Annotated in this window: 20 protein-coding genes; 8 read left to right on the forward strand and 12 right to left on the reverse strand. The window is 54.5% G+C overall.

Annotated elements, in window-relative coordinates; genetic code table 11:
* Window positions 1–33: 33 nt before the first annotated feature.
* From MT343_RS00340 to MT343_RS00350, 3 genes are all read left to right on the forward strand, one after another.
* Complete coding sequence (locus MT343_RS00340) at window positions 34–414, forward strand: DUF423 domain-containing protein (protein WP_145467202.1); 381 nt, start codon at window positions 34–36, stop codon at window positions 412–414.
* A gap of 61 nt (window positions 415–475) precedes the next feature.
* A complete protein-coding gene (gene trmB / locus MT343_RS00345; protein WP_145467200.1) occupies window positions 476–1,201 on the forward strand; it encodes a tRNA (guanosine(46)-N7)-methyltransferase TrmB in 726 nt (241 codons plus the stop codon).
* A 156-nt stretch (window positions 1,202–1,357) separates the two neighbouring features.
* A complete protein-coding gene (locus MT343_RS00350; RefSeq protein WP_145467198.1) occupies window positions 1,358–1,651 on the forward strand; it encodes a PA4642 family protein in 294 nt (97 codons plus the stop codon).
* Window positions 1,652–1,662: 11 nt separating this feature from the next.
* Here MT343_RS00350 and MT343_RS00355 read toward each other — a convergent pair whose 3' ends face one another.
* The gene (locus MT343_RS00355) at window positions 1,663–2,160 is read right to left on the reverse strand and encodes a hypothetical protein (protein WP_145467196.1); all 498 of its coding nucleotides are present in this window, start codon (window positions 2,158–2,160) and stop codon (window positions 1,663–1,665) included.
* A 179-nt stretch (window positions 2,161–2,339) separates the two neighbouring features.
* A complete protein-coding gene (locus MT343_RS00360; protein ID WP_145467194.1) occupies window positions 2,340–3,920 on the reverse strand; it encodes a hypothetical protein in 1,581 nt (526 codons plus the stop codon).
* A gap of 193 nt (window positions 3,921–4,113) precedes the next feature.
* Here MT343_RS00360 and cueR point away from each other — a divergent pair, with 193 nt between their 5' ends.
* Window positions 4,114–4,524, forward strand: coding sequence for a Cu(I)-responsive transcriptional regulator (cueR, locus tag MT343_RS00365; protein ID WP_145467192.1), 411 nt, complete (start codon window positions 4,114–4,116; stop codon window positions 4,522–4,524).
* Window positions 4,525–4,582: 58 nt separating this feature from the next.
* Complete coding sequence (locus tag MT343_RS00370) at window positions 4,583–7,081, forward strand: heavy metal translocating P-type ATPase (RefSeq protein ID WP_145467190.1); 2,499 nt, start codon at window positions 4,583–4,585, stop codon at window positions 7,079–7,081.
* A 53-nt stretch (window positions 7,082–7,134) separates the two neighbouring features.
* Here the strand turns inward: MT343_RS00370 and MT343_RS00375 are convergent, their stop codons facing one another.
* Window positions 7,135–9,039 carry an ATP-binding cassette domain-containing protein gene (locus tag MT343_RS00375; protein ID WP_145467188.1) on the reverse strand — a complete coding sequence of 635 codons (1,905 nt, stop codon included), beginning with the start codon at window positions 9,037–9,039 and terminating at the stop codon, window positions 7,135–7,137.
* Window positions 9,040–9,065: 26 nt separating this feature from the next.
* On the opposite strand from MT343_RS00375, the gene MT343_RS00380 reads away from it, so the two are divergent.
* A complete protein-coding gene (locus tag MT343_RS00380) occupies window positions 9,066–9,581 on the forward strand; it encodes a TIGR02444 family protein (protein WP_145467186.1) in 516 nt (171 codons plus the stop codon).
* Between the two features lie 28 nt (window positions 9,582–9,609).
* On the opposite strand, the gene MT343_RS00385 is transcribed toward MT343_RS00380, so the two are convergent.
* Window positions 9,610–10,710: a hypothetical protein gene (locus MT343_RS00385; protein ID WP_186435809.1), complete on the reverse strand. Its 1,101-nt coding sequence runs from the start codon at window positions 10,708–10,710 to the stop codon at window positions 9,610–9,612.
* 78 nt (window positions 10,711–10,788) lie between these two features.
* The gene (locus tag MT343_RS00390) at window positions 10,789–11,538 is read right to left on the reverse strand and encodes a ParA family protein (RefSeq protein ID WP_225691349.1); all 750 of its coding nucleotides are present in this window, start codon (window positions 11,536–11,538) and stop codon (window positions 10,789–10,791) included.
* A gap of 153 nt (window positions 11,539–11,691) precedes the next feature.
* Here MT343_RS00390 and MT343_RS00395 point away from each other — a divergent pair, with 153 nt between their 5' ends.
* Complete coding sequence (locus MT343_RS00395) at window positions 11,692–12,132, forward strand: DUF4124 domain-containing protein (RefSeq protein WP_186435808.1); 441 nt, start codon at window positions 11,692–11,694, stop codon at window positions 12,130–12,132.
* Between the two features lie 30 nt (window positions 12,133–12,162).
* On the opposite strand, the gene MT343_RS00400 is transcribed toward MT343_RS00395, so the two are convergent.
* From MT343_RS00400 to MT343_RS00410, 3 genes are all read right to left on the reverse strand, one after another.
* Window positions 12,163–13,131: a WD40 repeat domain-containing protein gene (locus MT343_RS00400; protein ID WP_145467181.1), complete on the reverse strand. Its 969-nt coding sequence runs from the start codon at window positions 13,129–13,131 to the stop codon at window positions 12,163–12,165.
* Between the two features lie 103 nt (window positions 13,132–13,234).
* Entirely contained in the window at window positions 13,235–13,708 is a 474-nt protein-coding gene (gene rsd / locus MT343_RS00405) for a sigma D regulator (RefSeq protein ID WP_145467179.1), read from the reverse strand.
* A gap of 163 nt (window positions 13,709–13,871) precedes the next feature.
* Window positions 13,872–14,402 (reverse strand): disulfide bond formation protein B, encoded by a 531-nt coding sequence (locus MT343_RS00410; RefSeq protein ID WP_145467177.1) that lies wholly within the window; start codon window positions 14,400–14,402, stop codon window positions 13,872–13,874.
* Between the two features lie 165 nt (window positions 14,403–14,567).
* Between MT343_RS00410 and MT343_RS00415 the strand changes: the two genes are divergently transcribed.
* On the forward strand, window positions 14,568–15,005 hold the full coding sequence (locus MT343_RS00415; protein ID WP_145467175.1) for a flagellar basal body-associated FliL family protein: 438 nt from the start codon (window positions 14,568–14,570) through the stop codon (window positions 15,003–15,005).
* Between the two features lie 97 nt (window positions 15,006–15,102).
* On the opposite strand, the gene gshA is transcribed toward MT343_RS00415, so the two are convergent.
* The 4 genes from gshA to MT343_RS00435 all read right to left on the reverse strand — a co-directional run bounded on the left by gshA (window position 15,103) and on the right by MT343_RS00435 (window position 22,512).
* Window positions 15,103–16,671 carry a glutamate--cysteine ligase gene (gshA, locus tag MT343_RS00420; protein ID WP_186435807.1) on the reverse strand — a complete coding sequence of 523 codons (1,569 nt, stop codon included), beginning with the start codon at window positions 16,669–16,671 and terminating at the stop codon, window positions 15,103–15,105.
* Window positions 16,672–16,832: 161 nt separating this feature from the next.
* Window positions 16,833–19,169, reverse strand: coding sequence for a Tex family protein (locus MT343_RS00425; protein WP_145467171.1), 2,337 nt, complete (start codon window positions 19,167–19,169; stop codon window positions 16,833–16,835).
* An 88-nt stretch (window positions 19,170–19,257) separates the two neighbouring features.
* The gene (locus MT343_RS00430; protein WP_230332145.1) at window positions 19,258–20,769 is read right to left on the reverse strand and encodes an SPFH domain-containing protein; all 1,512 of its coding nucleotides are present in this window, start codon (window positions 20,767–20,769) and stop codon (window positions 19,258–19,260) included.
* A 159-nt stretch (window positions 20,770–20,928) separates the two neighbouring features.
* Entirely contained in the window at window positions 20,929–22,512 is a 1,584-nt protein-coding gene (locus MT343_RS00435; RefSeq protein WP_145467169.1) for a hypothetical protein, read from the reverse strand.
* Between the last annotated feature and the right edge of the window lie 220 nt (window positions 22,513–22,732).

The following is a 22,732-nucleotide window of genomic DNA, read 5'->3' on the forward strand; positions in this document are numbered from 1 at the left end:
ATAATATTTGCTTTTAGCTTTAGGCTTGCTGATATGAATTCCCGAACAACGCTAATTATTAGCTCCGTCGCAGGCTTCAGCGGCGTCGCACTGGGCGCGTTCGGAGCGCATGGTCTGAAGGGCGTACTGAGCGCTGATATGCTGACGGTGTACCAGACCGCGGTGCAGTATCACCTGATTCATGCTGTGGTTCTGCTGGCCTTATCGCTGTGGCTGCAGGTGCAGCCATCGCGCTGGCTGAGCTGGTCGGCGCGGCTGATGTTGCTGGGGCTGATTCTGTTCAGTGGCAGCCTGTATCTGCTGGCGCTGAGCGGTGTGCGGCCGCTGGGTATGATCACGCCGCTGGGCGGTGTCAGCTGGCTGCTGGGCTGGTCGGCGCTGCTGGTGGCGGCCGTTAAGCTGAAAACCCCTTAGGGTCTGTTTCGTCAGTGCAAGCAGACCTCAACACTCTTTGTAATTATTCAGGCAGGTTAGCGTGAGCGAACATGATGAAAATCCGGCAGCAGCGGCTGCGGAAGGCGACAAACCGGTTTACCGCCGCGGTATCAAAAGCTTTGTTATCCGTGCCGGGCGCTTAACCAAAGGCCAGGAAGGCGCTCTCGAACGGCAGTGGCCGGTGATGGGTCTGGAGCTGGCGCAGGGTGCGATTAATCCGGTTGAGGTATTTGGCCGTGATGGCCACGTTGTGCTGGAAATCGGCTATGGCATGGGCCAGTCGCTGGTGCAGATGGCGGCGGCCGCGCCGGAAAAAGATTTTATCGGTGTGGAAGTGCATCTGCCGGGTGTTGGTTCGCTGCTGTATCTGGCGGAAGAAGCCGGTATCAGCAACCTGCGCAGTTATAAAGAAGATGCGATCGAAGTGCTGAAACTGCTGCCGGATAACAGCATCGATACCGTGCAGCTGTTTTTCCCCGATCCGTGGCACAAGAAAAAGCACCATAAGCGCCGCATTGTGCAGGCCGAATTTGCCCAGACCATCCGCCGTATTTTAAAGCCGGGTGGCGTATTCCATATGGCGACCGACTGGGAACCCTATATGGAGCATATGCTGGAAGTGATGGATGTGGCCGAAGGTTATGAAAACGTTGCCGGTAAGGGCAATTGCGTACCGCGTCCGGAGCACCGCCCGCTGACCAAGTTTGAAAACCGCGGTGAGAAGCTGGGGCATGGGGTGTGGGATTTAATGTTCCGCAAAGTTTGATCGCTAGCTGCGTTGTCATTGCTTTGTTAAAGCTCCGCTCGAAATGCTCATGTATGGCTGTATACACTGCGCTTTCTCGCGGACCTTTGCCGCGCACTGACTGCCTCGCTGACGCGATCAACATTAATCGGATAGCAGAATACTCAGGAGAAAATCATGCAGAAGAAAGATAAAGAAAAAGTATTTGGTGGTGAGTGGTCAGAAGCGCAGCTGCGTGAATTTCTGAGCGCCAACAGCTATGACGGCAGCGATGCTGATTACGTCGCTGCCATCCGCGCTTACCGTCATATGGTGCCGGAAGTGTTTGCCGAATACGTGGAACTGTTTAAAGCCGAAGGCCATAACCTGAATGCAAAAAATGCAGAAGGTGTGAGCATTCTGCAAACCATCGCGAGCCACAGCAAAGGCGAAGAATATGCTGCGGCACTGCGTGCGGCGGGTGCTGAATAAGTAATATAAGCTCAGCCTGGCTGCGGCACTTCCTGCAGTAACAGGCTGATGGCTTCGGTATTAAAACCGGTATCGCTGACGCCGGTTTCCTGCTTCAGCCGCTCGACAATTTTCTGTTCGATGGCCAGCTGTTCTTCCGGTGGCAGCTGTTCAAACTCTTCTTCGGTCAGCCCCATTTCTTTCAGCACCGCCGCGCGCATTTTTTCGGCATCGCTCATTGCCATATAGTCGCGGAATTCCTGTACGGCGCTGCTCTTGGTACCGGTTTCTGCTTCTGTCGCGGGTGACGCCTGGACGTTGGTAGCCTCTGGAACAGAAGAGGTTACGGCCGGTGGTGTTGAAGCCGACGATGCTGAAGATGATGGTGCTGAGACTGCAGCTGTGGCAGAAGACTGCGCCTGCTGTTGTACGCGCAACAGATCGGCAAATACGGTATTGGCCGGTTTCTCCTGCTTCGGATTCAGGCTGTTATTAATAGCGGCGAGTGCCTCCGTGCGGTTAATGTTCATACCCTGCCTCCTTTTCTGATGGTTCTGTCAGAAAGCAGTATGTATGCCATGGCGCTGCAGGCCGTTGTTTGGCTCTGTACAGAGTGGTTAAGGATGATCCGAGCGGCAGTGGCTGTCCGCGCAGCGGCGACGGTCAGCCGGTTTTATCTGCCTGTCGTCTCCGAACTAGCCTCTCTGAATTACCCCTGCAAATGACCGATCGCCTGATACAGCGCCAGCGGTTTTTCGCTGTTTAGTTGTTGCTCGCGCATCTGTTTTAATTCCTCAATGGTGGCGCGCAGGGCCTTCAGTTTGTTGTCCATATCTTTGCTGCCGGCTTCGATTTCGTTGCGCAGGTTAAGCGGGGTGGCCCGAACCGGGTCGGGAATATCGACATAGACATGGGCGTCTTTACCACTGGGCTTATTCTGCTCTTCGCTGTGGTAGCGGTTAATGGCATCGGCGGCCCACTGGCGCATATTCATGCGGCGGGGCTGCCTGTCACTATAAACGGGCTCGGAATGGTCAGCGGCATTGCCAGGGGAGTGGTTGACCGGAGGTGTAGTTCCAGCGCTTCCGGGCAGAGGGCCGCCGGCCGCCAGTCTGACGCCCTGTTCCGGTTCAAAGCGCAGCTGCACCCGGGTTTGTTCATCGCGGCGGTTCAGCAGTTCGTTATCGAACTGAAAAAAACTCAGCGGCGACTGCAGATTAACCGTGCCCTGTTCGCTGCTCAGGGCGAGGTTGCCGCCGCTAATGGCGTATTGCGGCAGCTCAGGCGGAGTATTCAGATGCACCTCCTGCAATAACAGCGCTTCGCCATTTTCATTCAGCGCAACACCGGAGCGGGCAATCACTCCGCGCACCTGGCCGGCGTCGTTTTTCAGCTCGTAATCAGACGCTGCAGAACCAAGAAAAAATGCGCCTAAACCGGCTTCAGCAGCGGAGCGCAGGGTTGGTCCTTCGTCATCGAATTCCATCAGGCTGAGCTGGCTGAAGATGGCATCGTTTTCATCAATCCAGCCGTTACCGTCGTCATCGTACTGCGCCAGATCGGCAAAGCCATTGCCACTCCGCGGGCCGAACATTTCGCTGCCGTCATCAATGATGCCGTTGTTGTTTTTATCGAATACCAGATAGCCGCTGCCGGCGGCGGTACGGGCAATGCTCTCGTTCTGGCCGTCGGCGTTGAGGTCGAAGCTGAAACTCTGGTCACTCAGTTCAACCGCACCGCCGTTCAGATTAATCATTAACGGGTCGATCAGGTTGAGCTGGCCCTGAAACAGGTTGGTCTGCTCGGCGCGGGTATAGCGGCTGAAATCCAGCGCCAGCATAAAATCAATCTGACGGCCATCTTCGGTCTGTACCTGACCCAGTGCTTCAAAGACCAGCGACTCTTCGCGTTCAACCTGCAATACGCTCTGTACCTCAACCTGTACGCCAAGGCCTGCGCTGCCCGGCCGGGCATTCACGGCACTGACGATCACATTCAGCTGAGTGGTCTGCTCGGTCAGCTGTTGTGCCAGATAGGCTGAGGACGATTGCTGCTGACTGCCATCGGCATGGGTCACACTGCTGCTGCGACTCACTGCCTGGCTGCTTTCGGTGCGTGTACTCAGCGACAACTGAATGCCGGCGCTGGCACTGCTGCCGCCGGCGGGATTGCTGCCGTTATTCTCGCCATCACCTGCCGTAACACTCACCGACATGCCCGTAAGGCGGGCGCTTAATAACAGATCCTTTTGCTGAGCACTGAGTTGTATCTGCGACTGAACAATCTTCATGGCCGTTTCCTTCTGGCTGGTTATGCACAGAGTGTCGGCCGGGCTGTTGATAACATTAAGATGATTAATGTATTGATGAATGTCTGTTCATAATTAACAGCGCTATCAATCAGGAAAAGGTGTGAGCTTCGCAGGCTTGACCTCTGTGCTGCTGCGCGGGATGGTAAGCGCGAAGACGATAGGAGATATCAGAGTGAACATTGGTGAAGCGGCCGCTCAGGCCGGTGTATCGGCAAAGATGATCCGCCATTATGAAAGCAGTGGGCTACTGCCTGAGGTAGCGCGTACCGCTGCGGGTTATCGTCAGTATTCGGCACAGGATGTGGAAATGCTGAGGTTTATCCGCCGTTCACGGCTGTTGGGTTTTTCGCTGCCGCAAATCGGTGAGCTGCTGGCGCTATGGGCCGATCCGCGGCGTTCCGCGCGTGAGGTTAAGGCACTGGCCGGGCAGCACCTGCAGGAAGTGGAACATAAAATTCAGGAGCTGCATGCCATGCGCAGCACCTTGCAGGAGATGGTGGCCGCCTGCTCTGGCGATGACCAGTCGCACTGCGCGATTCTTGCTCAGCTGGCGGCAGACGACGGCGTTCATTCAGACGCTTGACCTTACCACCATGGTAAGGTTCACACTGCAGTCATTGCTTTCCTGACAGGACAGAACGATGACTCAATCTACTGCTATTCCCATCTCTGATGATTCTGCTGCCGTGCTGCAATTGCCGGTGATCGGCATGAGCTGTGCCTCTTGTGTGCGCCGTGTCGAACAGGCCTTACTGGCGACGCCGGGTGTCAGCGCCGCCAGCGTCAATCTGGCCAGTGAAAAAGCCGAGGTGACTCTGGCGGCCGATGAGCAAACACAGGCGCTGCTGCAAACGGTCAAAGACTGTGGTTATGAAACCCGCACTGAGCAGTATCAGCTGTCGGTGATCGGTATGAGCTGTGCATCCTGTGTCGGCAAGGTCGAAAAAGCCCTGCTCAGTCTGCCCGGCGTGCTCAGTGCGCAGGTCAATCTGGCTGCAGAAACCGCCACGGTGGAAGTACTGGCCGGTAATCTGGATGCGGCAGCGTTAATCAAAGCGGTCCGCAGCACAGGTTACGATGCCACACCTCTGGCCGCTGAGCGTGATGACGACAACGCCCGGCGCGAACAGGAACAGCAGCAGTTACAGCGTGATTTCTGGTTGGCCGCCGGGCTGACATTGCCGGTGTTTGTGCTGGAAATGGGCGCGCACATTATTCCGGGCATGCAGCAGTGGCTGGCAGAGACTCTGGGCCAGCCAATGAACTGGGGTATCCAGTTAGTGCTGACCACGCTGGTGCTGTTTGGCCCCGGCCGGCGTTTTCTCAGTAAAGGTCTGCCGGCGTTATGGCGTCGCGCACCGGATATGAACTCGCTGGTGGCGCTGGGCAGTTTATCGGCCTGGGGCTTTTCGCTGGTGGTGACCTTTGCCGGGCAATGGCTGCCGGAAGGTACGCGCCATGTGTATTTTGAGGCGGCGGCGGTGATCGTCACCCTGATTTTGCTGGGGCGCTTACTCGAAGCGCGCGCCAAAGGCCGTACCGGCGAAGCCATTCAGCACCTGCTGGGTCTGCAGGTAAAAACTGCACGGGTCAAACGCGGAACAGAGCTGGTGGATGTTGAACTGGCGGATATTCAGGTGGGTGATGTGCTGGTGGTGCGCCCTGGGGAACGCATTGCCACCGATGGCGAGGTACTGGAAGGCGAATCCTATGTCGATGAATCCATGCTCACCGGAGAGCCGTTACCGGTGGCGAAAGCCCCCAGAGATGAAGTTGTGGGTGGCACGGTGAATAAAAACGGCGCGCTGACGTTCCGCGCGGCAAAAGTGGGTGGCGATACATTGTTGTCACAGATTATCCGCATGGTCGAACAGGCGCAGGGCGCAAAGCTGCCGATTCAGGCGCTGGTCGATAAAGTCACGGCCATCTTTGTACCGCTGGTGATGGCCATTGCCGCACTGACCTTTGTGGTATGGCTGTTGTTCGGCCCGCAACCGGCGCTGAGTTTTGCCCTGATTAATGCCGTTGCCGTGCTGATTATTGCCTGCCCCTGCGCCATGGGGCTGGCGACGCCAACCTCCATTATGGTGGGCACCGGGCGGGCTGCGGCACTGGGTATTCTGTTCCGCCGTGGCGATGCGCTGCAGAGCCTGCGTGACAGTAAAATCGTCGCGCTGGATAAAACCGGTACGTTAACCAAAGGCCAGCCGGAGCTGACCAATCTGATCTGTCAGCCGGGGTTTGAAGAAGACAGTCTGCTGGCATTAGTCGCCGCCGCCGAACAGCATTCTGAACATCCGCTGGCTGAGGCTATTGTACGCGCCGCCAGAGAGCGTTCGCTGACACTGAGTGAGCCGCAGGAATTTACTGCGCTTCCCGGTCTGGGTATCCGTGCACTGGTCGATGGCAAGCGTGTTGAAATAGGCGCCGACCGGTTTATGCAGCAGCTCGGGCTGGATTTAATGAGCGCGGAATTACGGCCTTTAGCCGCGCAGAGTGCGGCGCTGGCGGCGGCGGGTAAGAGCCCGCTGTACGCCGCCATCGACGGGCAATTAGCGGCAGTCATTGCGGTGGCTGATCCTATTAAAGACACCACTCCTGCAGCCATTAATGCGCTGCATGCGCTGGGCTTAAAAGTCGCGATGATAACCGGCGATAACGAACGCACCGCGCAGGCGATTGCTGCGCAGCTCGGTATCGACGAGGTGGTTGCCGGAGTGATGCCGGAAGGCAAAGTAGAAGCGCTGAAAACTCTGCGCGCCCGTTACGGTGCACTGGCTTTTGTTGGTGATGGTATTAACGATGCGCCGGCACTGGCCGAAGCGGATGTTGGCTTAGCCATTGGCACGGGTACCGATATCGCCATTGAAGCGGCCGATGTGGTGCTGATGAATGGCGACCTGCGGGCGGTGCCGAATGCGCTGGCCATCAGTCAGGCGACACTGCGTAATATCCGCCAGAATCTGTTCTGGGCATTTGCCTATAACGCCCTGCTGATTCCACTGGCAGCCGGTGCGTTGTATCCGGCTTATGGTGTGTTGCTGTCGCCGATGCTGGCGGCGGGCGCAATGGCAATGTCGAGTGTGTTTGTGCTGAGTAATGCGCTGCGGCTGAAGCGTTTTAAAGCGGTGCTTGGCTGATACCTGCTGTTGTTAAAAGCATGTTGTTAAAAAACAGGTAAAGCAGGCGGATATTATTCCGCCTGCTCCAGCTGTTCGGTCAGCTCCATCCATTCCATCTCAGCTTCTTCCAGAGCACTTTTCAGTTTGCCCTGTTCCTGCAGCAACTGATTAAGCTCTGCTTTGCGTTCGGCATCGTACAGACCTGTGTCGGATAATTTTTCTTCGACCGCGCTGAGCTGGGTCTGGAATTTCTCCATCTGCTTTTCCGCTGCCTGCTGTTGCTTACGCAGGGGAGCCAGACGCTGGCGTTTTTCAGCATCCAGACGTTTCTGTTCTTTGCGATCTGCCTGTGGCACGTTGGCCGCAGCGCTGGTTGCAGGTGTTACTGTGCTGTCGCTGCTATCGGCAGGCATCTCTTCCCGCTGTTGCAGATAGTGATGGTAATCGTCGAGGTCGCCATCAAACTCCTGGACCTTGCCGTTATCGACCAGCCAGTATTCATCGACGGTTGCTTTTAATAAGTGACGGTCGTGGCTGACGATTAAAATCGCACCGGGGAAATTCTGCAGCGCCAGCGTTAAGGCTTCGCGCATTTCGATATCCAGATGGTTGGTCGGCTCATCCAGAATCAGCAGGTTGGGCTTCATCCAGGCGACACAGGCCAGCGCCATGCGGGCTTTTTCGCCACCGGAAAAGGGCTCGATAATTTCCAGCGCTTTATCACCATGAAAACCAAAACCGCCGAGGAAATTACGGATTTCCTGGTCGGATGCTTTCGGTTTTAAACGCTGCAATATCAGTGCGCCGGAGGCTTTTACATCCAGCGATTCCAATTGGTGCTGAGCGTAGTAACCAATGCGCAGATGTTCGCCTTCGGAGCGTTCACCGCTGAGCATGGCAATTTCGTTGCACAGGGTTTTCAGCAGCGTTGATTTACCCGCGCCGTTAGGGCCGAGCAGACCAACGCGATGGCCCGGTACAATCGACAGGCGCACATCGGGCAGAATGGTTTTGCCGGCATAACCCAGCGCGGCATGATCAATGGCCAGCAGTGGCGCTGACATTTTTTCGTAGCACGGAAATTCAAAGCGGAAAGGTGAATCCACATGCGCCGGCGCGATCAGCTCCATGCGTTGCAATTCTTTTAAGCGGCTCTGTGCCTGTTTGGCTTTACTGGCCTTGGCGCGGAAGCGGGCAACGAACTGTTCGATCTCGGCCACACGCACCTGTTGTTTTTCAAACAGTGTTTGCTGCTGTGCGAGTTTTTCCGCACGGATACGCTCGTAAGCGCTGTAATTGCCTGGATAGAGCGTCAGCGCCTGCTGATGCAGGTGAACAATATTGTTGGCAACACCGTCGATAAAATCGCGGTCGTGGGAAATAAACAGCAGAGTGCCAGGATAATTTTTCAGCCATTGCTCAAGCCACAGGGTTGCTTCGAGATCCAGGTGGTTGGTTGGTTCGTCGAGCAGCAGTAAATCGGACGGCATCATCAGCGCCTGCGCCAGATTCAGGCGGATACGCCAGCCACCGGAAAAGCTTTTAACCGGACGCTGCAATTCTTCTTTGCTGAAGCCAAGACCGTGCAGCAGTTGCTCGGCTTTTACCGGCACGCTGTAGCCCTGATGCTGATCCATCTGATCCAGCCAGTGGGTCAGATCGTTATCATTCTGGGCGTTGGCAATGCCGTGCTCGATGCGGCGGTAAATGGCATCGCCATCCATCGCGTAATCCAGCGCACTGCGCTCGCTGGCTTCCACTTCCTGCCTCATATGGGCAATGCGCCACTTTGGCGGAATGTACAGATCGCCACCGTCCACCTGCAGTTCACCGTTCAGCAGCGCAAATAAACTCGACTTACCGGCCCCGTTCGGACCGATCAACGCCATTTTCTGCCCATCGTGAATACGCAGCTGACAGTCTTTGAGCAGAGTTTGCGTTCCGCGCTGCAGGGAAACCTGATTAAATTCGATCATAACTTGGCTAATTAAAGGTGACGGCAATGGCGGCGCAGTTTGCCACAGAAAGCGGTGATAACCCACTGTGGGAGTTCGCCCTGACATTTTATGCACGCCCCGGAGTACAGCAGACGTTGCTGAGCCTGCAGAACGATGCCGGTATGGATGTATTGTTGCTGCTGACGGCGTTGTGGCTGGGTAAGCAGCAATGTTTGTTACCAGACAGTTTGGCGGAAGCCGGTGACTACTTTCGTTGGCGTGAGCAGGTGATTCTGCCAATACGGCAGGCACGTTCACACTTAAATGCCGAACCGCTGCGTTCGCAGCAGGCTGTATTACGTAAGCAATTACTGCAAAGTGAATTACAGGCAGAGCAGGAAGGTATACGGCTGATATTCACCTGGCTGCAACAGCAGGCACTGACAGAGCAGGCAGATTGCAGTGCAGTTAACCTGACGTTACTGCAGAACATCACGATGGCCGATAACGGTTCAGTGACGGCACAAAAAAAAGAGGCCCGTGGGCCTCTTTTACAACAGCTGTTATTACTGGCGAAGTAACTTCGCCAGGTAATGACAATGCAGCAGCTTAGTTATTACCAAACAGGCTGGACTTGTCGCTGTCTTCAGCCGGAGTTTCAGTAGCAGGAGTTTCGGCTACTGGTGCTGCCGGCGCTTCTGTTACAGGAGCTTCAACTTTTGCGTTTTCAACGACTGGTGTTTCAGCTGTCTGTTTCTCAACAACGGGAGCTGCAACAGCCGGTGCTTCAACCTTTGCAGCTTCAACGGCAACGTCTTTCACTTCTGCTTCAGCAGCGGCGACAGGAGCTGCTGGTTTAGCGGCTGGCTTTTTCGCAGCTGGTTTTTTAGCTGCAGGCTTGGCGGCCGCTTTCTTAACCGCTGGTTTGGCTGCTGCAGGTTTAGCAGCGGCTTTGGTTGCAGGTTTTGCAGCAGTTGCTTTCTTGGCGGCAGGTTTGGTAGCGGCTTTCTTAGCCGGAGCTTTTTTGGCCGCCACTGGTTTTTCGGCAGCAGCAGGAGCAGCTGGCTGAGCAGCAACGGCTTTTTTCACGGCAGGCTTACGGGCAACGGCTTTCTTTTTGGCCGGTGCTTTGGTTGCCAGTTTAGCCTGAGCTTTTTCAAAATCAGCGATGACTTTGTCCAGTGCCGCGCGAGATTTTGCTTCCAGAGTCAGAGCTGCCATTGCAGCTTTGGCAGCAACTGCAGCTTCTTTTGCTGCAGCCGCTTCGGTTTTAGCTGCTTCAACACGGCTACGGGCGGTTTCCAGCTGGCGAACACCGGCAGGGGTTTTCTTGGCTTTTACTTTGTCGGCAACGGTTTTGCGTGCGGCATTGGCTTTGGCCAGTTTTTCATTGGCTTTGGCCTGAGTGGCCGTTGCTTTGGCAACGGCTTTCTCTGCATCGCTCAGCTCTTTGGCACGGGCAGTAGCCAGTTTGGCCTGCAGTGCTGCGATATCTTTTTCCAGTTGCTGTACTGCACTCAGAGCAGTTGCTTTAGCAACGACTTTTTTAACCGCCGCTTTTTTCGCTACCGGCTTCTTCGCTACAACTTTTTTGGCAACAGGTTTTTTTGCTACTGCTTTCTTAACAACAGCTTTAGCAACTGTTTTTACAGCGGCTTTTGCTTTGGGTTGAGCGGTTTTTTTTGCAGGTGCTTTTTTGCGGGCGGCCATGTGCAATTCCTCATTCGGGTTTGATCGTCGGGGCATTATACGAAATGAATTAAAATCATCTATTTATTTTAGGTGAATTTATTTGTCTTTTTCGCTCTGGAGACGAATATTTTCAATGGTATTAGTCAACCATTGCAGCAAAGGCTGCCATTCTTTTTCGTCTTTTGAATCCTGCTGATCGAAATCGATCAGACCTAATCCATGCTCACTGGCACGGACATAGAACTGAGTATCGCGCAGTGCGGCGATAAAAGGAATTTGCAGGCTGTTAAGGAAGCGTTCGAGCTTGGCATAAATCAGCGTGTTTTTACGCACCCGGTTAGCGACCACAGCGATGGGCTTCGGATTAATCCGATAAGCCCGGGAAAGGAGTACGTCACGGATAAAACCGGTGGCGGCACGGATGTCGATGGCGGAAGGAATCACCGGAATAACAATCAGGTCAGCCTGCTGAATAAGGTCGGATAATTCGTTACCGGCAAGGCCAGCAGGAGTATCGAGAATCACACGGCTGGTGTTGGCAGGAACACGCAGGCTCCAGACCCTGGTCGATGCACTGGGCACGTGGCGCTGAAAAGCCGGCACTCCACTGATTTTTGGCAGATGCTGGTCACGTGCCTGTAACCAGTCCATGGATGATCCCTGCGGGTCATAGTCAATCAGCGCCGTGACTTCACCCTGCCGGGAAAAGTAACTGGCCAGATTGGTTGCCATGGTGGTTTTGCCACAGCCGCCTTTGGCGTTCGCAATCATTATGCGAACAGGAGCCGCGCGACTGATAACCCGGACCGTTGCCGGAGCATCTTGTGGCGTTAGCGTTTCTGTCACTTAAATATCCCTGTTTCCCCTGGGTCTGATGTACTGAACTGAGTGTCAACAGACTCCGGGTATACCTATAATTATTACGGGCGCTTTTTGCCCAGCGCATTTGTAGCATAGGTTATAATCTCTGGCCGTGGAATGAATCACAAGGATGATCAAATGAAAAGTAAAATAGCTTTTATGCTGTTTATTCTGGGGCTGGCAGTTGCGGCGCCTTACTTTATTAAAGGCCCGGATGGCAAACCACTGATGTCGTTCGATGATAAGCAAGAGCTGCTGTCGACCGAAGATACACGCCAAACTTACTATAAGTGGCAGGATGAGAACGGTGTCTGGCACTTTGGTGATGAGGTTCCTGAAGGGGTTACTGCGCAGGCGGTTGATATCGATACCGCTGCCAATGTGATTCAGAGCGTGAAACTGCCGGACAAAGACGGCGAAGCCGACAGCGGGAAAAAACCACAGCAGGAACCGGCAGCGCCACAGCCCGGGCTACCGATGACGGTAAATCCGGCGGATATTCCCAAACTGCTGGACGATGCCAAGGGCGTGCAGGCATTGGTGGATCAGCATAAAAAAGAGATTGATCAGGCGCGCTGAACGCCTGCTTCTGACGGGTACTGAACGACTCTAGCGCAGAAAATACAGCAGTCCGTTCGAGCCTGCGGCCAGCCATTCGTCGTTGTGAAAGGCAACGTCTTCGACCAGAACATTATTGCTTACCCAGGTATCACGCGGGCTCGCCCGCCAGATCTGGCTGCGTATGCCATCAGCGGTGTTCCACAATTCGATCTGGCCGGAACTGTTACCGGTTAACAGTTGGCTGTTATTGGCGGAAAATCGAGCGGCACTGTAATGACCACGGGTGCGGTCAATCTGTTGTAATAAACGCCCGGAAGCAACATCCCAGATTTTGCCGCTTTCATTTAATGCCGAAGTAAACAGCAGGCGTCCGTCGGCAGAAAGCTGAGCGGTTTTTACCTGATTATTGTGTTTGAGCTGATGCAGTAATTTACCGTTTTCCAGATTCCAGATACGGGCGTTCAGGTCGTCGCTGGCGCTGGCGGCGAGCAGGCTGTTATCGCTGACGCTGACATCGTAAACGGTACCATCATGCGCGAGACGCAAACGAATACCACCATTCTTAATATCAAACAGCGTGGCGGTGTAATCGGCCATCGCCAGCAGTGCGTAGCTGCCGTTACTGGTCAGGGCGATGTCCTGAATATCGCCGGGTGAATTCCAGAACCACACAGCCTCACCACTGTCGCGTGCCCAGAGAACGATGGTGCGGTTGTCGGTGGTGGCAACAAAGTTCCCTTCCGGAGAAAACGCACTGCTGGTGATGCTGCTGTAGTCATCGGCTTTGTGATTCCAGTCAATCAGGCGCTCTGGCGGGCTGATACTCCACAGACTGCCACCATGATGCAGGCTGCCCACCATCAGTTCATTACCGTTGGCTGAAAAACGCATGGAATAGGCACCCTGACGCGCAACTTCACGGATATCGGCGGGCGCTTTACCACCGTCGCAGGCGCTCAGGAGCAGGGTCAGAGAAAGAAGTAAGGCAGAAGATAAATGCCGCACACGCAGAATCATGGCAAACCCGTTGCAGATAAATTCTGTATCAGTGTAGTTCGTCTGGTGGGATATTGTGCGGCTCCCGCCGTGCGCGGGAACCAGAGAGCAAAAGCAGGAAGCGTTATTCGGTCACGAGTTCGCGGTGAATGGTGTGCAGGCGTTCGATTAACTGGTCTTCCAGTTCAAAACGCTCTTCCAGAATTTCACCGATTGCTGATAAATCTTTTGGCAGCTGCGCCAGTTCTTCAAAGGTGCAGTGCTGGTCGTAGGTGTCATTAAAATCGACACAGCGTCCGGTCAGTTCGTCGAGTTTGGGAACCAGTGTGGAAGCCAGTTCCAGGCCGCCATCGTCATATTCTTTGGCTTCGTTGATCAGTTGCTCGTAAATTTCAAAATGACCGGCGGAGCAGTAATCCATCATGCTCTGGCAGAAGCGCTGAATGCCCGGCCCCAGCGGTTGTTCTGCTGACAGCGGTTTGCTGGCAGACAGATTGCAGAATAAAACGATCAGTTCCTGACGACCGCTGAGCCAGCCATCAATCAGTTTATGAACGCCGCCCCAGCGTTCCTGTGCAGTTTTGCAACCTTCCAGCATGTTCTTCTCCTTGGCGACCCTGCTTTGGTGTTCCGGGTCGCAGCATTATTGTTCTGAGGGTATGCAGACACTATAGGCCGGTCAAAAAGGGCGAAGCAAGCAGCTTTTTTCTGTTTTCCGCCTTGTGAAATCAAGGTTTTCTGCTTGCTCTTCAGGGTTCCGCTCAGCGCTGACGTGGCCAGACGCGGAACAGGGCAAAAGCAGCGGCAAGGGCATAACCCAGGAACCAGAGACGCGTCCATTCCGGCATGCTCAGACCAACAAAGCTCCAAGATACATCGGCGCAGTTACCGTTACCGCGCAGCATGACACCGATAAGCTCGCTCAGCGGCAGTGTTTCGATCAGGTAATCGAATCCCGGACCACAGGCCGGAACATCTTCCGGTGGCAGATTCTGCAGCCAGACATGGTGATCGGCGACCCAGACACCACCGATGGCTGACAACAACGTGAATATTAATGCGATACGCAACGCCCAGCTGGCCGGTTTATCGCCCCGCTGGCGCGCGATAAATGCGGCCAGAAAACCCAGCCCGATGGCGAGTGTTGCCAGACGCTGTACCATGCACAGCGGGCAGGGCTCAAGATAGAGTGCGTATTCAAAGTAGTAAGCGGCTGCGAGCAGGGCAGCGCAGGACAGAAAGCCGGCAAGATAGCCGTGATGTAATGACAGTGATTTCAGAAATGTTTTCATAAAAATTCCACGATCCGGCGCTTCTCGCCTAGTTTGGTTGAAGTCTAACACAGCCACAATCCGGAGGATCTGGTCTAAGATCAATAGGGCGGCAGCCGAGGCGGCCGGGTCAGGTGCTGTTAAATCCGTATTAACGGGCTCAAATTAGTCAGGAGGAGTGGCGGTATGTTCCGCAGGTTTTGGAAGTTAATGTCAGCAACGGGACTGATGCTGGGGCTGCTGATGACAACGGCAGGTATAAGCCGGGTTGTTCAGGCAGAGGAGGAAACGGCGGTAGCAAATCAGACCAAGTATATTCATCTGGAACCGGCGTTTGTGGTGAATTATGGCAGCACCGGGCGGATGAAATATCTGCGTACCGAAATCGCGCTGAAGGTCTCCGGTAATGAAGCGGCAGCGGCTGTTAGCCAACATAAACCATATATCCGCAATAACCTGGTGATGCTGCTGAGTGCGCAGGAATCAGAAACCATGAACAGCTCGCAGGGGCGAGAGTCATTGCGTAAAGTTGCACTGGATGAAGTGCGGGCGCTGATGGTGCAGCTGGAAGGCTCGCCACTGATCGACGATTTATATTTCAGTAATTTCGTTGTTCAGAATTGAGGGTACAGAATTAAGAGCACAGAATTAACGGTAGGGAATTCACCGTGAAAATTAAAAAGGGAGGCAATGCCTCCCTTTTTATTGCCTGCCGCTCCGCTCAGCGCTGCAAATAATGCGCTAAATATTCGGCAAATGGCATATTGTCTGACTGCTCCAGTTCTTCCTGTGCCGCCAGCGAATCGCGCGCCATTTGCTGCCATTGCTGGTAGACCTGCGGTCCAAGGTTTTCGCTCAGGGTTTTGCGGTGACGTTCAGCCTGCTGCAGGGTCAGCTCGGCAAACTCCAGACTGCTTTCCTGTAATTGCAGCAATACCTGCGCAGACGGCGTCAGGCGGCTGTCGGCCAGCTTAAGGCGCTGTTGTCCGAGAGTGTCGATATGGAAAGTTTCACCGCTGGCGCGGTCCATCATGATGGCCAGCTCTTTCATCTCGTCGAGTATGGTCATACCCCATTGCTGCAGGCTGATATCGTTGCCACCCTGTTCCAGCATCAGGCCCGGACGACGGCCTTCCATCACGGTTTTTTGCTGGTTGCGTTTGATGCGCCAGTATTCGTCTTCGTCGATATCCGGGCTTGGCTGCAGCAGACACCAGGTCAGGAACAGATCCATAAACTGCATCTGCGGCACGTCGATACCCAGCGGCATAAATGGGTTCACATCGGTGCAGCGCACTTCAATATATTCGACGCCGTATTTATCCAGCGCCTGCAGCGGTTTTTCACCATTGCTGGCAACGCGCTTGGGACGGATATCGCTGTAGTATTCATTTTCGATCTGCAGCAGATTGGTGTTCAGCTGCTTGTAGTGGCCGTGCTCGTCCTGCAGACCAATCTCTTCGTAGGCCTGAACCGGCGCGCTGATCGCTTTGCCAAGGGTTTTGATATAGCTGTCGACGGTGTTGTGGCACACCATCAGATCAGACTGGGCATTGTTCTGATAACCCAGATCGCTCATGCGCAACGATGTTGCATAAGGCGCATACAGGCTGTGCTCATTGAGGCGGTCGAGCTTGTGATCACGGCCGGCGAGGAAGCTGGCGCACACTGCTGGCGAGGCGCCGAACAGGTACATCAGCAGCCACGAATAGCGGCGGAAATTACGGATCAGCCCAAAATAACGCGCCGAGATATAACTCTGCGGGCTGTATTGATCGCCGCGTTCATCGTTGGCCTGCAGCAGCGGCCAGATTTCCGCCGGCAGCGAGAAATTGTAGTGAATACCGGAAATGGTCTGCATGGTACGGCCATAACGGTGCCACAAACCATGACGGTAAACATGCTTGAGCTGGCCGAGGTTAGAACTGCCGTAATGGGCAATCGGAATGCTCATCTCACCCTGCAGAATACAGGGCATGGAGCTTGGCCAGATCAGCTCACCATCCAGCTGTTTGTACGCGTAGCGGTGAGCAATACTCAGATAGGCATGGGCCTCGTGAGCGCTTTCGAAAACCGGCGTAATAAATTCCAGCAGGGCTTCGGAGTAGTCGGTGGTGATACTTGGGTGGGTCAGTGCCGAGCCCAGCCCTTTCGGATGCGGTTTCTGGCTGATGATGCCCTGAGGTGAGCAGCGTAAGCCTTCTTTTTCGATACCACGCTGTAAACGTGCCAGCAGTGCCAGATGTTGCGGTTCGCTGAACAGATTCAGGGCTTGTTGATAATTAGCCAAAGTCGCCTCGGGGCAGAAACACAGATCGCCGGATTATAGGGGGAAATTGCCGGCGGACGATACCTCCCAACGGTAAGGCTGGTGGTATTCATTGTTGCCTGCAAGAGAATGCCTGGCTCCCGCAGCATCTCTGTGGGGAGCCTGTGTCATGCTGGTGAAGGTTATTTCTTTGCTTTGGCAAACGCGGCAGCCAGCGCACCGGCCATCGCGCCCTGAGCCTGGGCTTTATCACCAAAGCTGTTGCGGTTTGGCGCACCGTTTGCCCGCTGGCCGTTACGCTGCGGCTTTTCGCCGGGTGTGCGTTCGTTGGCGCGGTCATTGGCATCGTCGCTCATACGCATCGACAGGCCGATACGCTTACGCGCGACATCCACTTCCATCACTTTAACTTTGACGATATCGCCGGCTTTCACCACATCACGCGGGTCTTTGACGAAGGTGTCAGACAGTGCGGAAATGTGTACCAGACCATCCTGATGCACGCCGATATCGACGAAAGCACCGAAGGCGGCGACGTTGGTGATTACCCCTTCGAGTACCATGTTTGGCTTCAGATCTCTGATCTCTTCCACGCCTTCCTGATACTGGGCGAATTTGAATTCCGGACGCGGATCGCGGCCCGGTTTCTGCAGCTCATTGAGAATATCTTTAACGGTAATTTCACCGACTTTGTCGTCGGTAAACTGCGCGGCATTAACCGACTTCAGCAGCGCGCCATCGCCGACCAGGCTGGCAACATCACGCGAGAACTGGTGCGCGATCTTCTCCACCACCGGGTAAGATTCCGGGTGCACGGCCGAGGCATCCAGCGGATTGCTGCCGTTCATAATGCGCAGGAAACCGGCTGCCAGTTCGAAGGTTTTACCGCCCAGACGTGGCACGTTGAGCAGATCGGCGCGGCTGTTAAAGGCACCGTTGGCATCGCGGAAGGCAACAATATTGTTCGCCAGCGTACTGTTCAGGCCGGAGACACGGGTCAGCAGCGGCGCTGAGGCGGTGTTCAGATCAACACCGACCGAGTTCACACAGTCTTCGATCACTGCATCCAGCGTGCGTGCCAGCTGGCTCTGATTTACATCGTGCTGATACTGGCCGACACCGATGGACTTTGGCTCGATCTTTACCAGCTCGGCCAGCGGGTCCTGCAGACGGCGGGCAATGGACACCGCACCGCGGATGGTTACGTCGAGATCCGGAAATTCTTTCGCCGCCAGCTCAGACGCGGAGTAAACGGAAGCGCCGGCCTCGTTCACCATCACTTTCTGTACCTGAGTGGCTTTGAATTTCTTCAGCATATCGCCGACGAATTTATCGGTCTCGCGGCTGGCGGTACCGTTACCGATGGCGATCAGTTCAACATTGTGTTTGCTGATTAAGGCCATCAGCACGGCTTCGGACTCAGCGATACGGTTTTGTGGTGGTGTCGGGAAGATCGCACAGTGATCGACCACTTTACCGGTGGCATCGACCACCGCGACTTTCACCCCGGTACGCAAACCCGGATCGAGGCCGATGGTGGCTTTCGGGCCAGCCGGAGCGGCCAGCAGCAGGTCTTTCAGGTTATCGGCAAACACTTTAATCGCCGCTTCTTCGGCGCTTTCGCGCAGGTTGCCCATCAGCTCGGTTTCGAGGTGAGTGAGCAGTTTGATGCGCCAGGTCCATTTCACCACTTCGGCCAGCCAGCGGTCGGCGGCACGGCCCTGTTGTTCGATATTAAAATGTGAGGCGATCATGCCTTCGCACGGGCTTGGCGTCAGTTTGTCGGAGGGGTCACCGGTTACCAGCGAGAAACTCAATATGCCTTCGTTACGGCCACGCAGAATGGCGAGTGCACGGTGGCTGGGCACGCCTTTCAGCGCTTCATCATGTTCGAAATAATCAGCAAATTTGGCACCCGCACCTTCCTGACCAGGCACAACACGCACCGACAGGGTGGCTTCCTGCTGCATAAAGGTACGCAGCTTGGCCAGCAGGTTGGCGTCTTCGGCGAAGCGCTCCATCAGAATGTACTTGGCACCGTCGAGGGCCGCTTTGGTATCGGCCACGCCCTGTTCAGCGTTGAGGAATCCGGCTGCTTCGGCTTCCGGGTCCAGCGCCGGGTTATCCAGCAGCGCTTCAGCCAGCGGCTGCAGACCGGCCTCAATGGCGATCTGGCCTTTGGTGCGGCGTTTGGTTTTGTAGGGCAGGTACAGGTCTTCGAGGCGGGTTTTGGTGTCGGCGCTTAAAATATCTCGCTTCAGCTCGTCGCTCAGTTTGCCCTGTTCTTCGATGCTTTTCAGGATTGAGGCGCGGCGGTCTTCCATCTCGCGCAGATAACGCAGACGCTCTTCCAGCGTACGCAGCTGAGTGTCATCCAGCGAGCCGGTAACTTCTTTACGGTATCGGGAAATAAAGGGCACCGTTGCACCTTCATCCAGCAGCGCGACAGCGGCTGCAACCTGTTGTGGGCGGATGCCCAGTTCTTCAGCAATACGGGAACCGATGGATTCGTGACTCATAACACTCTCAGGGGAAACGATAAAACCGGGGGGAGTATAACGGACTTGTGGGCCGGGCTCATGTGCTGAGCCCGGCAAAAAGTATGACTTACTTCTTGGCTTTGGTGATGTCGCGGTCGTAATTCAGACGTTTGGCGGCATCGAGGGTCAGCATCTGCATAAAAGCTTTGGTTTCGGCATCGGAGCCAACCGGTGCACCGCCGCTGCCATTGCCACCAAAGACGTTGGTTGGCACCTGACGTTTGGCAAAGGCTTCGGCCCAGAGTTTCTGGATTTCAACTTCGGCCTGCAGTTTCTGCGCGAGGGCGTTATCGGCCTGCAGAATCACTTTCTTCTGATAGGCTTCAGCGTCCGCCAGAGTGCGCTGGGTTTCGGCTTCGATGCGCGCTTTCTCCAGTTCGATCTGGGCGGTTTCTTTGGCAATTTCAGCCTGTTCTTTCAGTTTTTCGGCACCGGTAATGGCCAGCTGCTTTTCGGTTTCCGCTTCGGTGGTGTGCTGAATCTGCTCTACCTTGGCTTTGGCCTGACGCTCTGCTACTTCACGCTCACCTTTGGCGATGGCCAGCAGGCGCTGTTCTTCTTCCTGAATCCGCTGTTCGCGGGCAATCGCACGGTCGGCGGATGCTTTCTGCTTCAGCTGCATACGTTCAACGAATTTTTTGTTAGGGCGCATATCGGTGACGCGGGCATCCAGTACGGTAATGCCGAAGTTGGTGAACTTCTGCACCTTGCGCTTTGGAATGCCGTTGTCGTCGACTTGTTTCATAACCACAAATTCGATTTTGGTTTCGTCACCATAATCCTGTTGCTCTTCGCCCAGAGCGGCATTGGCAGAGGATTTTTGTTTACGGTTGCTGCGGCTGAGCTGCTCTTCCCGTTTGACGATGTAAATCCCGTTAGCCATCTGATTTTCAAATTCAGAGTTAAACCCTGAGCGGCCGCCGGAATAATATTCTTCGGCACCCATAAGCGATGCGGTGGACTGCAGCGTTTCTTTAAAGGCCGGAATCAGTGCGGTGCGCAGCAGATTTTCCGGAGAACGGTATTCGTGGGCGAGTTTCAGGAAATGCTCCTGATCCTGCGGGATGGAAAAACGCACGGTGGCTTCGGCATCAGCATCCACCTGATCAAGGAACATAATGTTCAGTGGTGGCAGCAGTGCGCTGGCGAAGGCATCGTCACGCTCGGCTGTCAGTTCTTCACGTTTACCGACAACAGCCTGTACCGTCATCGATCGTTTCCAGGCGTTATAGCGGCCGAACAGGTAGGTGTTGTAGCCGACGTCTGAGACTACTTTTTCTTCACCGGTGATGGTGCGTACGTGGTACACAAAACCCGGCTCTGCGTAGAAAAACACCTGATTGAACATGCCAAACGCAAAAGAAATAACCGCAGCAATTACCAGCGACGGCGCAACCTGCTGGGGAATATCGTAAGTGATGGAATCAAGACGGCTGCTGATATCTTCAGCAGCCACGCCCTGAGATTCCAGCTCACTGCGCATACGCTCAACTTTCATGTGCTGGGCAGCACGGAAAAAACCCAATGCAATAATGGCGGCAATACAGAGTACGCCGGTAAGAATTCCCCAGAAGGCCATAACAGTTCCTTGTTGTCAGAGAGTTATCAGAAATTTTGGAAGACGGAGTCTAACGACGGATTCGTGCCGGCTCAATGTACAGACTGTGCAGTTGTGACGCCGGTCAAAGGCATAAAAAAAACGGGAGCCGAAGCTCCCGTTTTTTCAGTTATCTGGCAATCACAGTGTGTACCAGAGCTGGTAGTTAAAGCTGTCCGGGCCGCCATTATCCGGTGAGCAGGCCATCAGGGTGTAGCTGCCGTTTTCGGAGGTGATAATGCGCGATACCGGCCAGCAAATATCATCTTCACCACCTTCGCTCAGTACCAGTGAACCATGACGCTCGGTGAAGTTAATGGAGGCTGTGGTGTTGCCGAAGTCGGCCGGATCGTATTTGCAGATATCGTTGTTGCCAGCGTTGTCCAGTTTTGTACCACCGTCGTAAACCGCCAGACAGACGCCACTGACAGCATCGTAAATCCCATATAACGATTGACTAAAAAAGTTAGCGGCGAGACTGCTGTCAAAGTAAGGAATCAACAGCTGGGTTGTACCTTCCTCTGCGGCAGAGGTGGTTACCAGTGCACCACGGATGCCGGCGTTATTATTTTTCAGGGTCAGGGTATCGGTGAAAGTGGCGATGCCGTCTTCGTGAGTGCCGGAGTACGTCAGCGTATTGCCGGAGGCGGACCAGGTAAAGGTTCCGGAGTCGGTGTTGCCACTGCCGGCGATGCCATCGGTATAGCTCTGGTAGGAGCCGGTACCGCTCTCTTTGTCGAATGTAAGTTCACTGAAACTGCTGCTGCCAACCGTGACCAGCCGGTAGCTGTCGGCAATCAGGTTGTTGCTTAGTTCAGTAATGACGCGCTCCAGGTGAATAAATTCATCGGTGGTGCAGGTGGCATCGTAGGCGTACTCACTTGAGCGCAGCACGGTACAGCGATCGGCGAATTCACCATTACTGTAGATGGTCAGTACCCGCTCAGAAAACTCATAGGTGTAGGAGGCGCTGGAAACACGACAATTACGATTCACCGACGCTTCGGTTGGTGCACGGTAAAAGTCGTCGTCAGTGCAGTTTGAATAACTGACCGCAGTCATATTGCCATTACTTTCGTAGGTATATTTGTAGCGGATTTCACCGTTGTCATTACGCTCCAGCCAGGTGCCGGTCAGTTGCAGTCCGGCATTAATAGCGCTGAGGCTTTGTTCGAAGTGAGCCAGGGCATCTTCTTCGGAGATCAGCTCACGTTCGGATTCATAAGGAAAGGCGGCACTGAGTAACGCGCTGCTGAAATCGGCCGAGTCGGCGGCTAAATCCAGCGCGGAAATATCAGCTCCGCTGCCTTCCGGAAATGGCTGCAATGTAATGCCGTTTTGGGCATTACCGTCACTATCAAGGTTTTGCAGCAGCACCAGCGTATTTTTCACCCGCTGATCATTTACATCACTGGTATTAAATAAATCCAGTGGCGTCAGCGTGCCTGTACCTTCAGCAATGGTAATGCTGCCCAGTGTCAGCCCGGCAAAACTGAAGGTGGTGGTTTCACCCGGTTCATAGGAGAAAGCGCCCAGCGTATTGGTGATGCCCTGATGGCTGGGCGAACTGTAATTGAGCCCGGCTACGCCTGAATCAACGAACAGGGCGGTATTCACCGGTGTGCTGTTGTCGTCATCGTTGTCGCTGTCAGAGCCTCCACTGCTACCACCACAGGCAGTAAGCAGGCTACAGCTGGAGATAAAAACCAGTGGCAGTAATTTCATGGCTGAAGTCCTTATTTATTTGTAATCAATCTGAGCGGAAATCCGCATGCAGGCGTATGTCGATATCATTACCTGCACAGCCTGAGAGGGCATCCCCCATATGGGTTATGTGGGTGGACAGGAGGATGTGAGCAGGTATTCTGCTATTACTTATATGTATGAAATCTGTTGCTGATAGTTGGATGAATATATTCCGCTGCAGCAATGTCAGAAAAATTAC

It is taken from the genome of Venatorbacter sp. C2-1 (genome assembly GCF_022832715.1).
Classification (GTDB): domain Bacteria; phylum Pseudomonadota; class Gammaproteobacteria; order Pseudomonadales; family Oceanobacteraceae; genus Venatoribacter; species Venatoribacter alkanivorans.

Excerpts from the sequence above, each read along its gene's own strand:
- MT343_RS00340 (WP_145467202.1), top strand. The coding sequence starts at position 34 with ATGAATTCCCGAACAACGCTAATTATTAGCTCCGTCGCAGGCTTCAGC.
- MT343_RS00350 (WP_145467198.1), top strand. The coding sequence starts at position 1,358 with ATGCAGAAGAAAGATAAAGAAAAAGTATTTGGTGGTGAGTGGTCAGAA.
- MT343_RS00355 (WP_145467196.1), bottom strand. The coding sequence starts at position 2,160 with ATGAACATTAACCGCACGGAGGCACTCGCCGCTATTAATAACAGCCTG.
- MT343_RS00360 (WP_145467194.1), bottom strand. The coding sequence starts at position 3,920 with ATGAAGATTGTTCAGTCGCAGATACAACTCAGTGCTCAGCAAAAGGAT.
- MT343_RS00370 (WP_145467190.1), top strand. The coding sequence starts at position 4,583 with ATGACTCAATCTACTGCTATTCCCATCTCTGATGATTCTGCTGCCGTG.
- MT343_RS00375 (WP_145467188.1), bottom strand. The coding sequence starts at position 9,039 with ATGATCGAATTTAATCAGGTTTCCCTGCAGCGCGGAACGCAAACTCTG.
- MT343_RS00380 (WP_145467186.1), top strand. The coding sequence starts at position 9,066 with ATGGCGGCGCAGTTTGCCACAGAAAGCGGTGATAACCCACTGTGGGAG.
- MT343_RS00385 (WP_186435809.1), bottom strand. The coding sequence starts at position 10,710 with ATGGCCGCCCGCAAAAAAGCACCTGCAAAAAAAACCGCTCAACCCAAA.
- MT343_RS00395 (WP_186435808.1), top strand. The coding sequence starts at position 11,692 with ATGAAAAGTAAAATAGCTTTTATGCTGTTTATTCTGGGGCTGGCAGTT.
- MT343_RS00400 (WP_145467181.1), bottom strand. The coding sequence starts at position 13,131 with ATGATTCTGCGTGTGCGGCATTTATCTTCTGCCTTACTTCTTTCTCTG.
- rsd (WP_145467179.1), bottom strand. The coding sequence starts at position 13,708 with ATGCTGGAAGGTTGCAAAACTGCACAGGAACGCTGGGGCGGCGTTCAT.
- MT343_RS00410 (WP_145467177.1), bottom strand. The coding sequence starts at position 14,402 with ATGAAAACATTTCTGAAATCACTGTCATTACATCACGGCTATCTTGCC.
- MT343_RS00415 (WP_145467175.1), top strand. The coding sequence starts at position 14,568 with ATGTTCCGCAGGTTTTGGAAGTTAATGTCAGCAACGGGACTGATGCTG.
- MT343_RS00425 (WP_145467171.1), bottom strand. The coding sequence starts at position 19,169 with ATGAGTCACGAATCCATCGGTTCCCGTATTGCTGAAGAACTGGGCATC.
- MT343_RS00430 (WP_230332145.1), bottom strand. The coding sequence starts at position 20,769 with ATGGCCTTCTGGGGAATTCTTACCGGCGTACTCTGTATTGCCGCCATT.
- MT343_RS00435 (WP_145467169.1), bottom strand. The coding sequence starts at position 22,512 with ATGAAATTACTGCCACTGGTTTTTATCTCCAGCTGTAGCCTGCTTACT.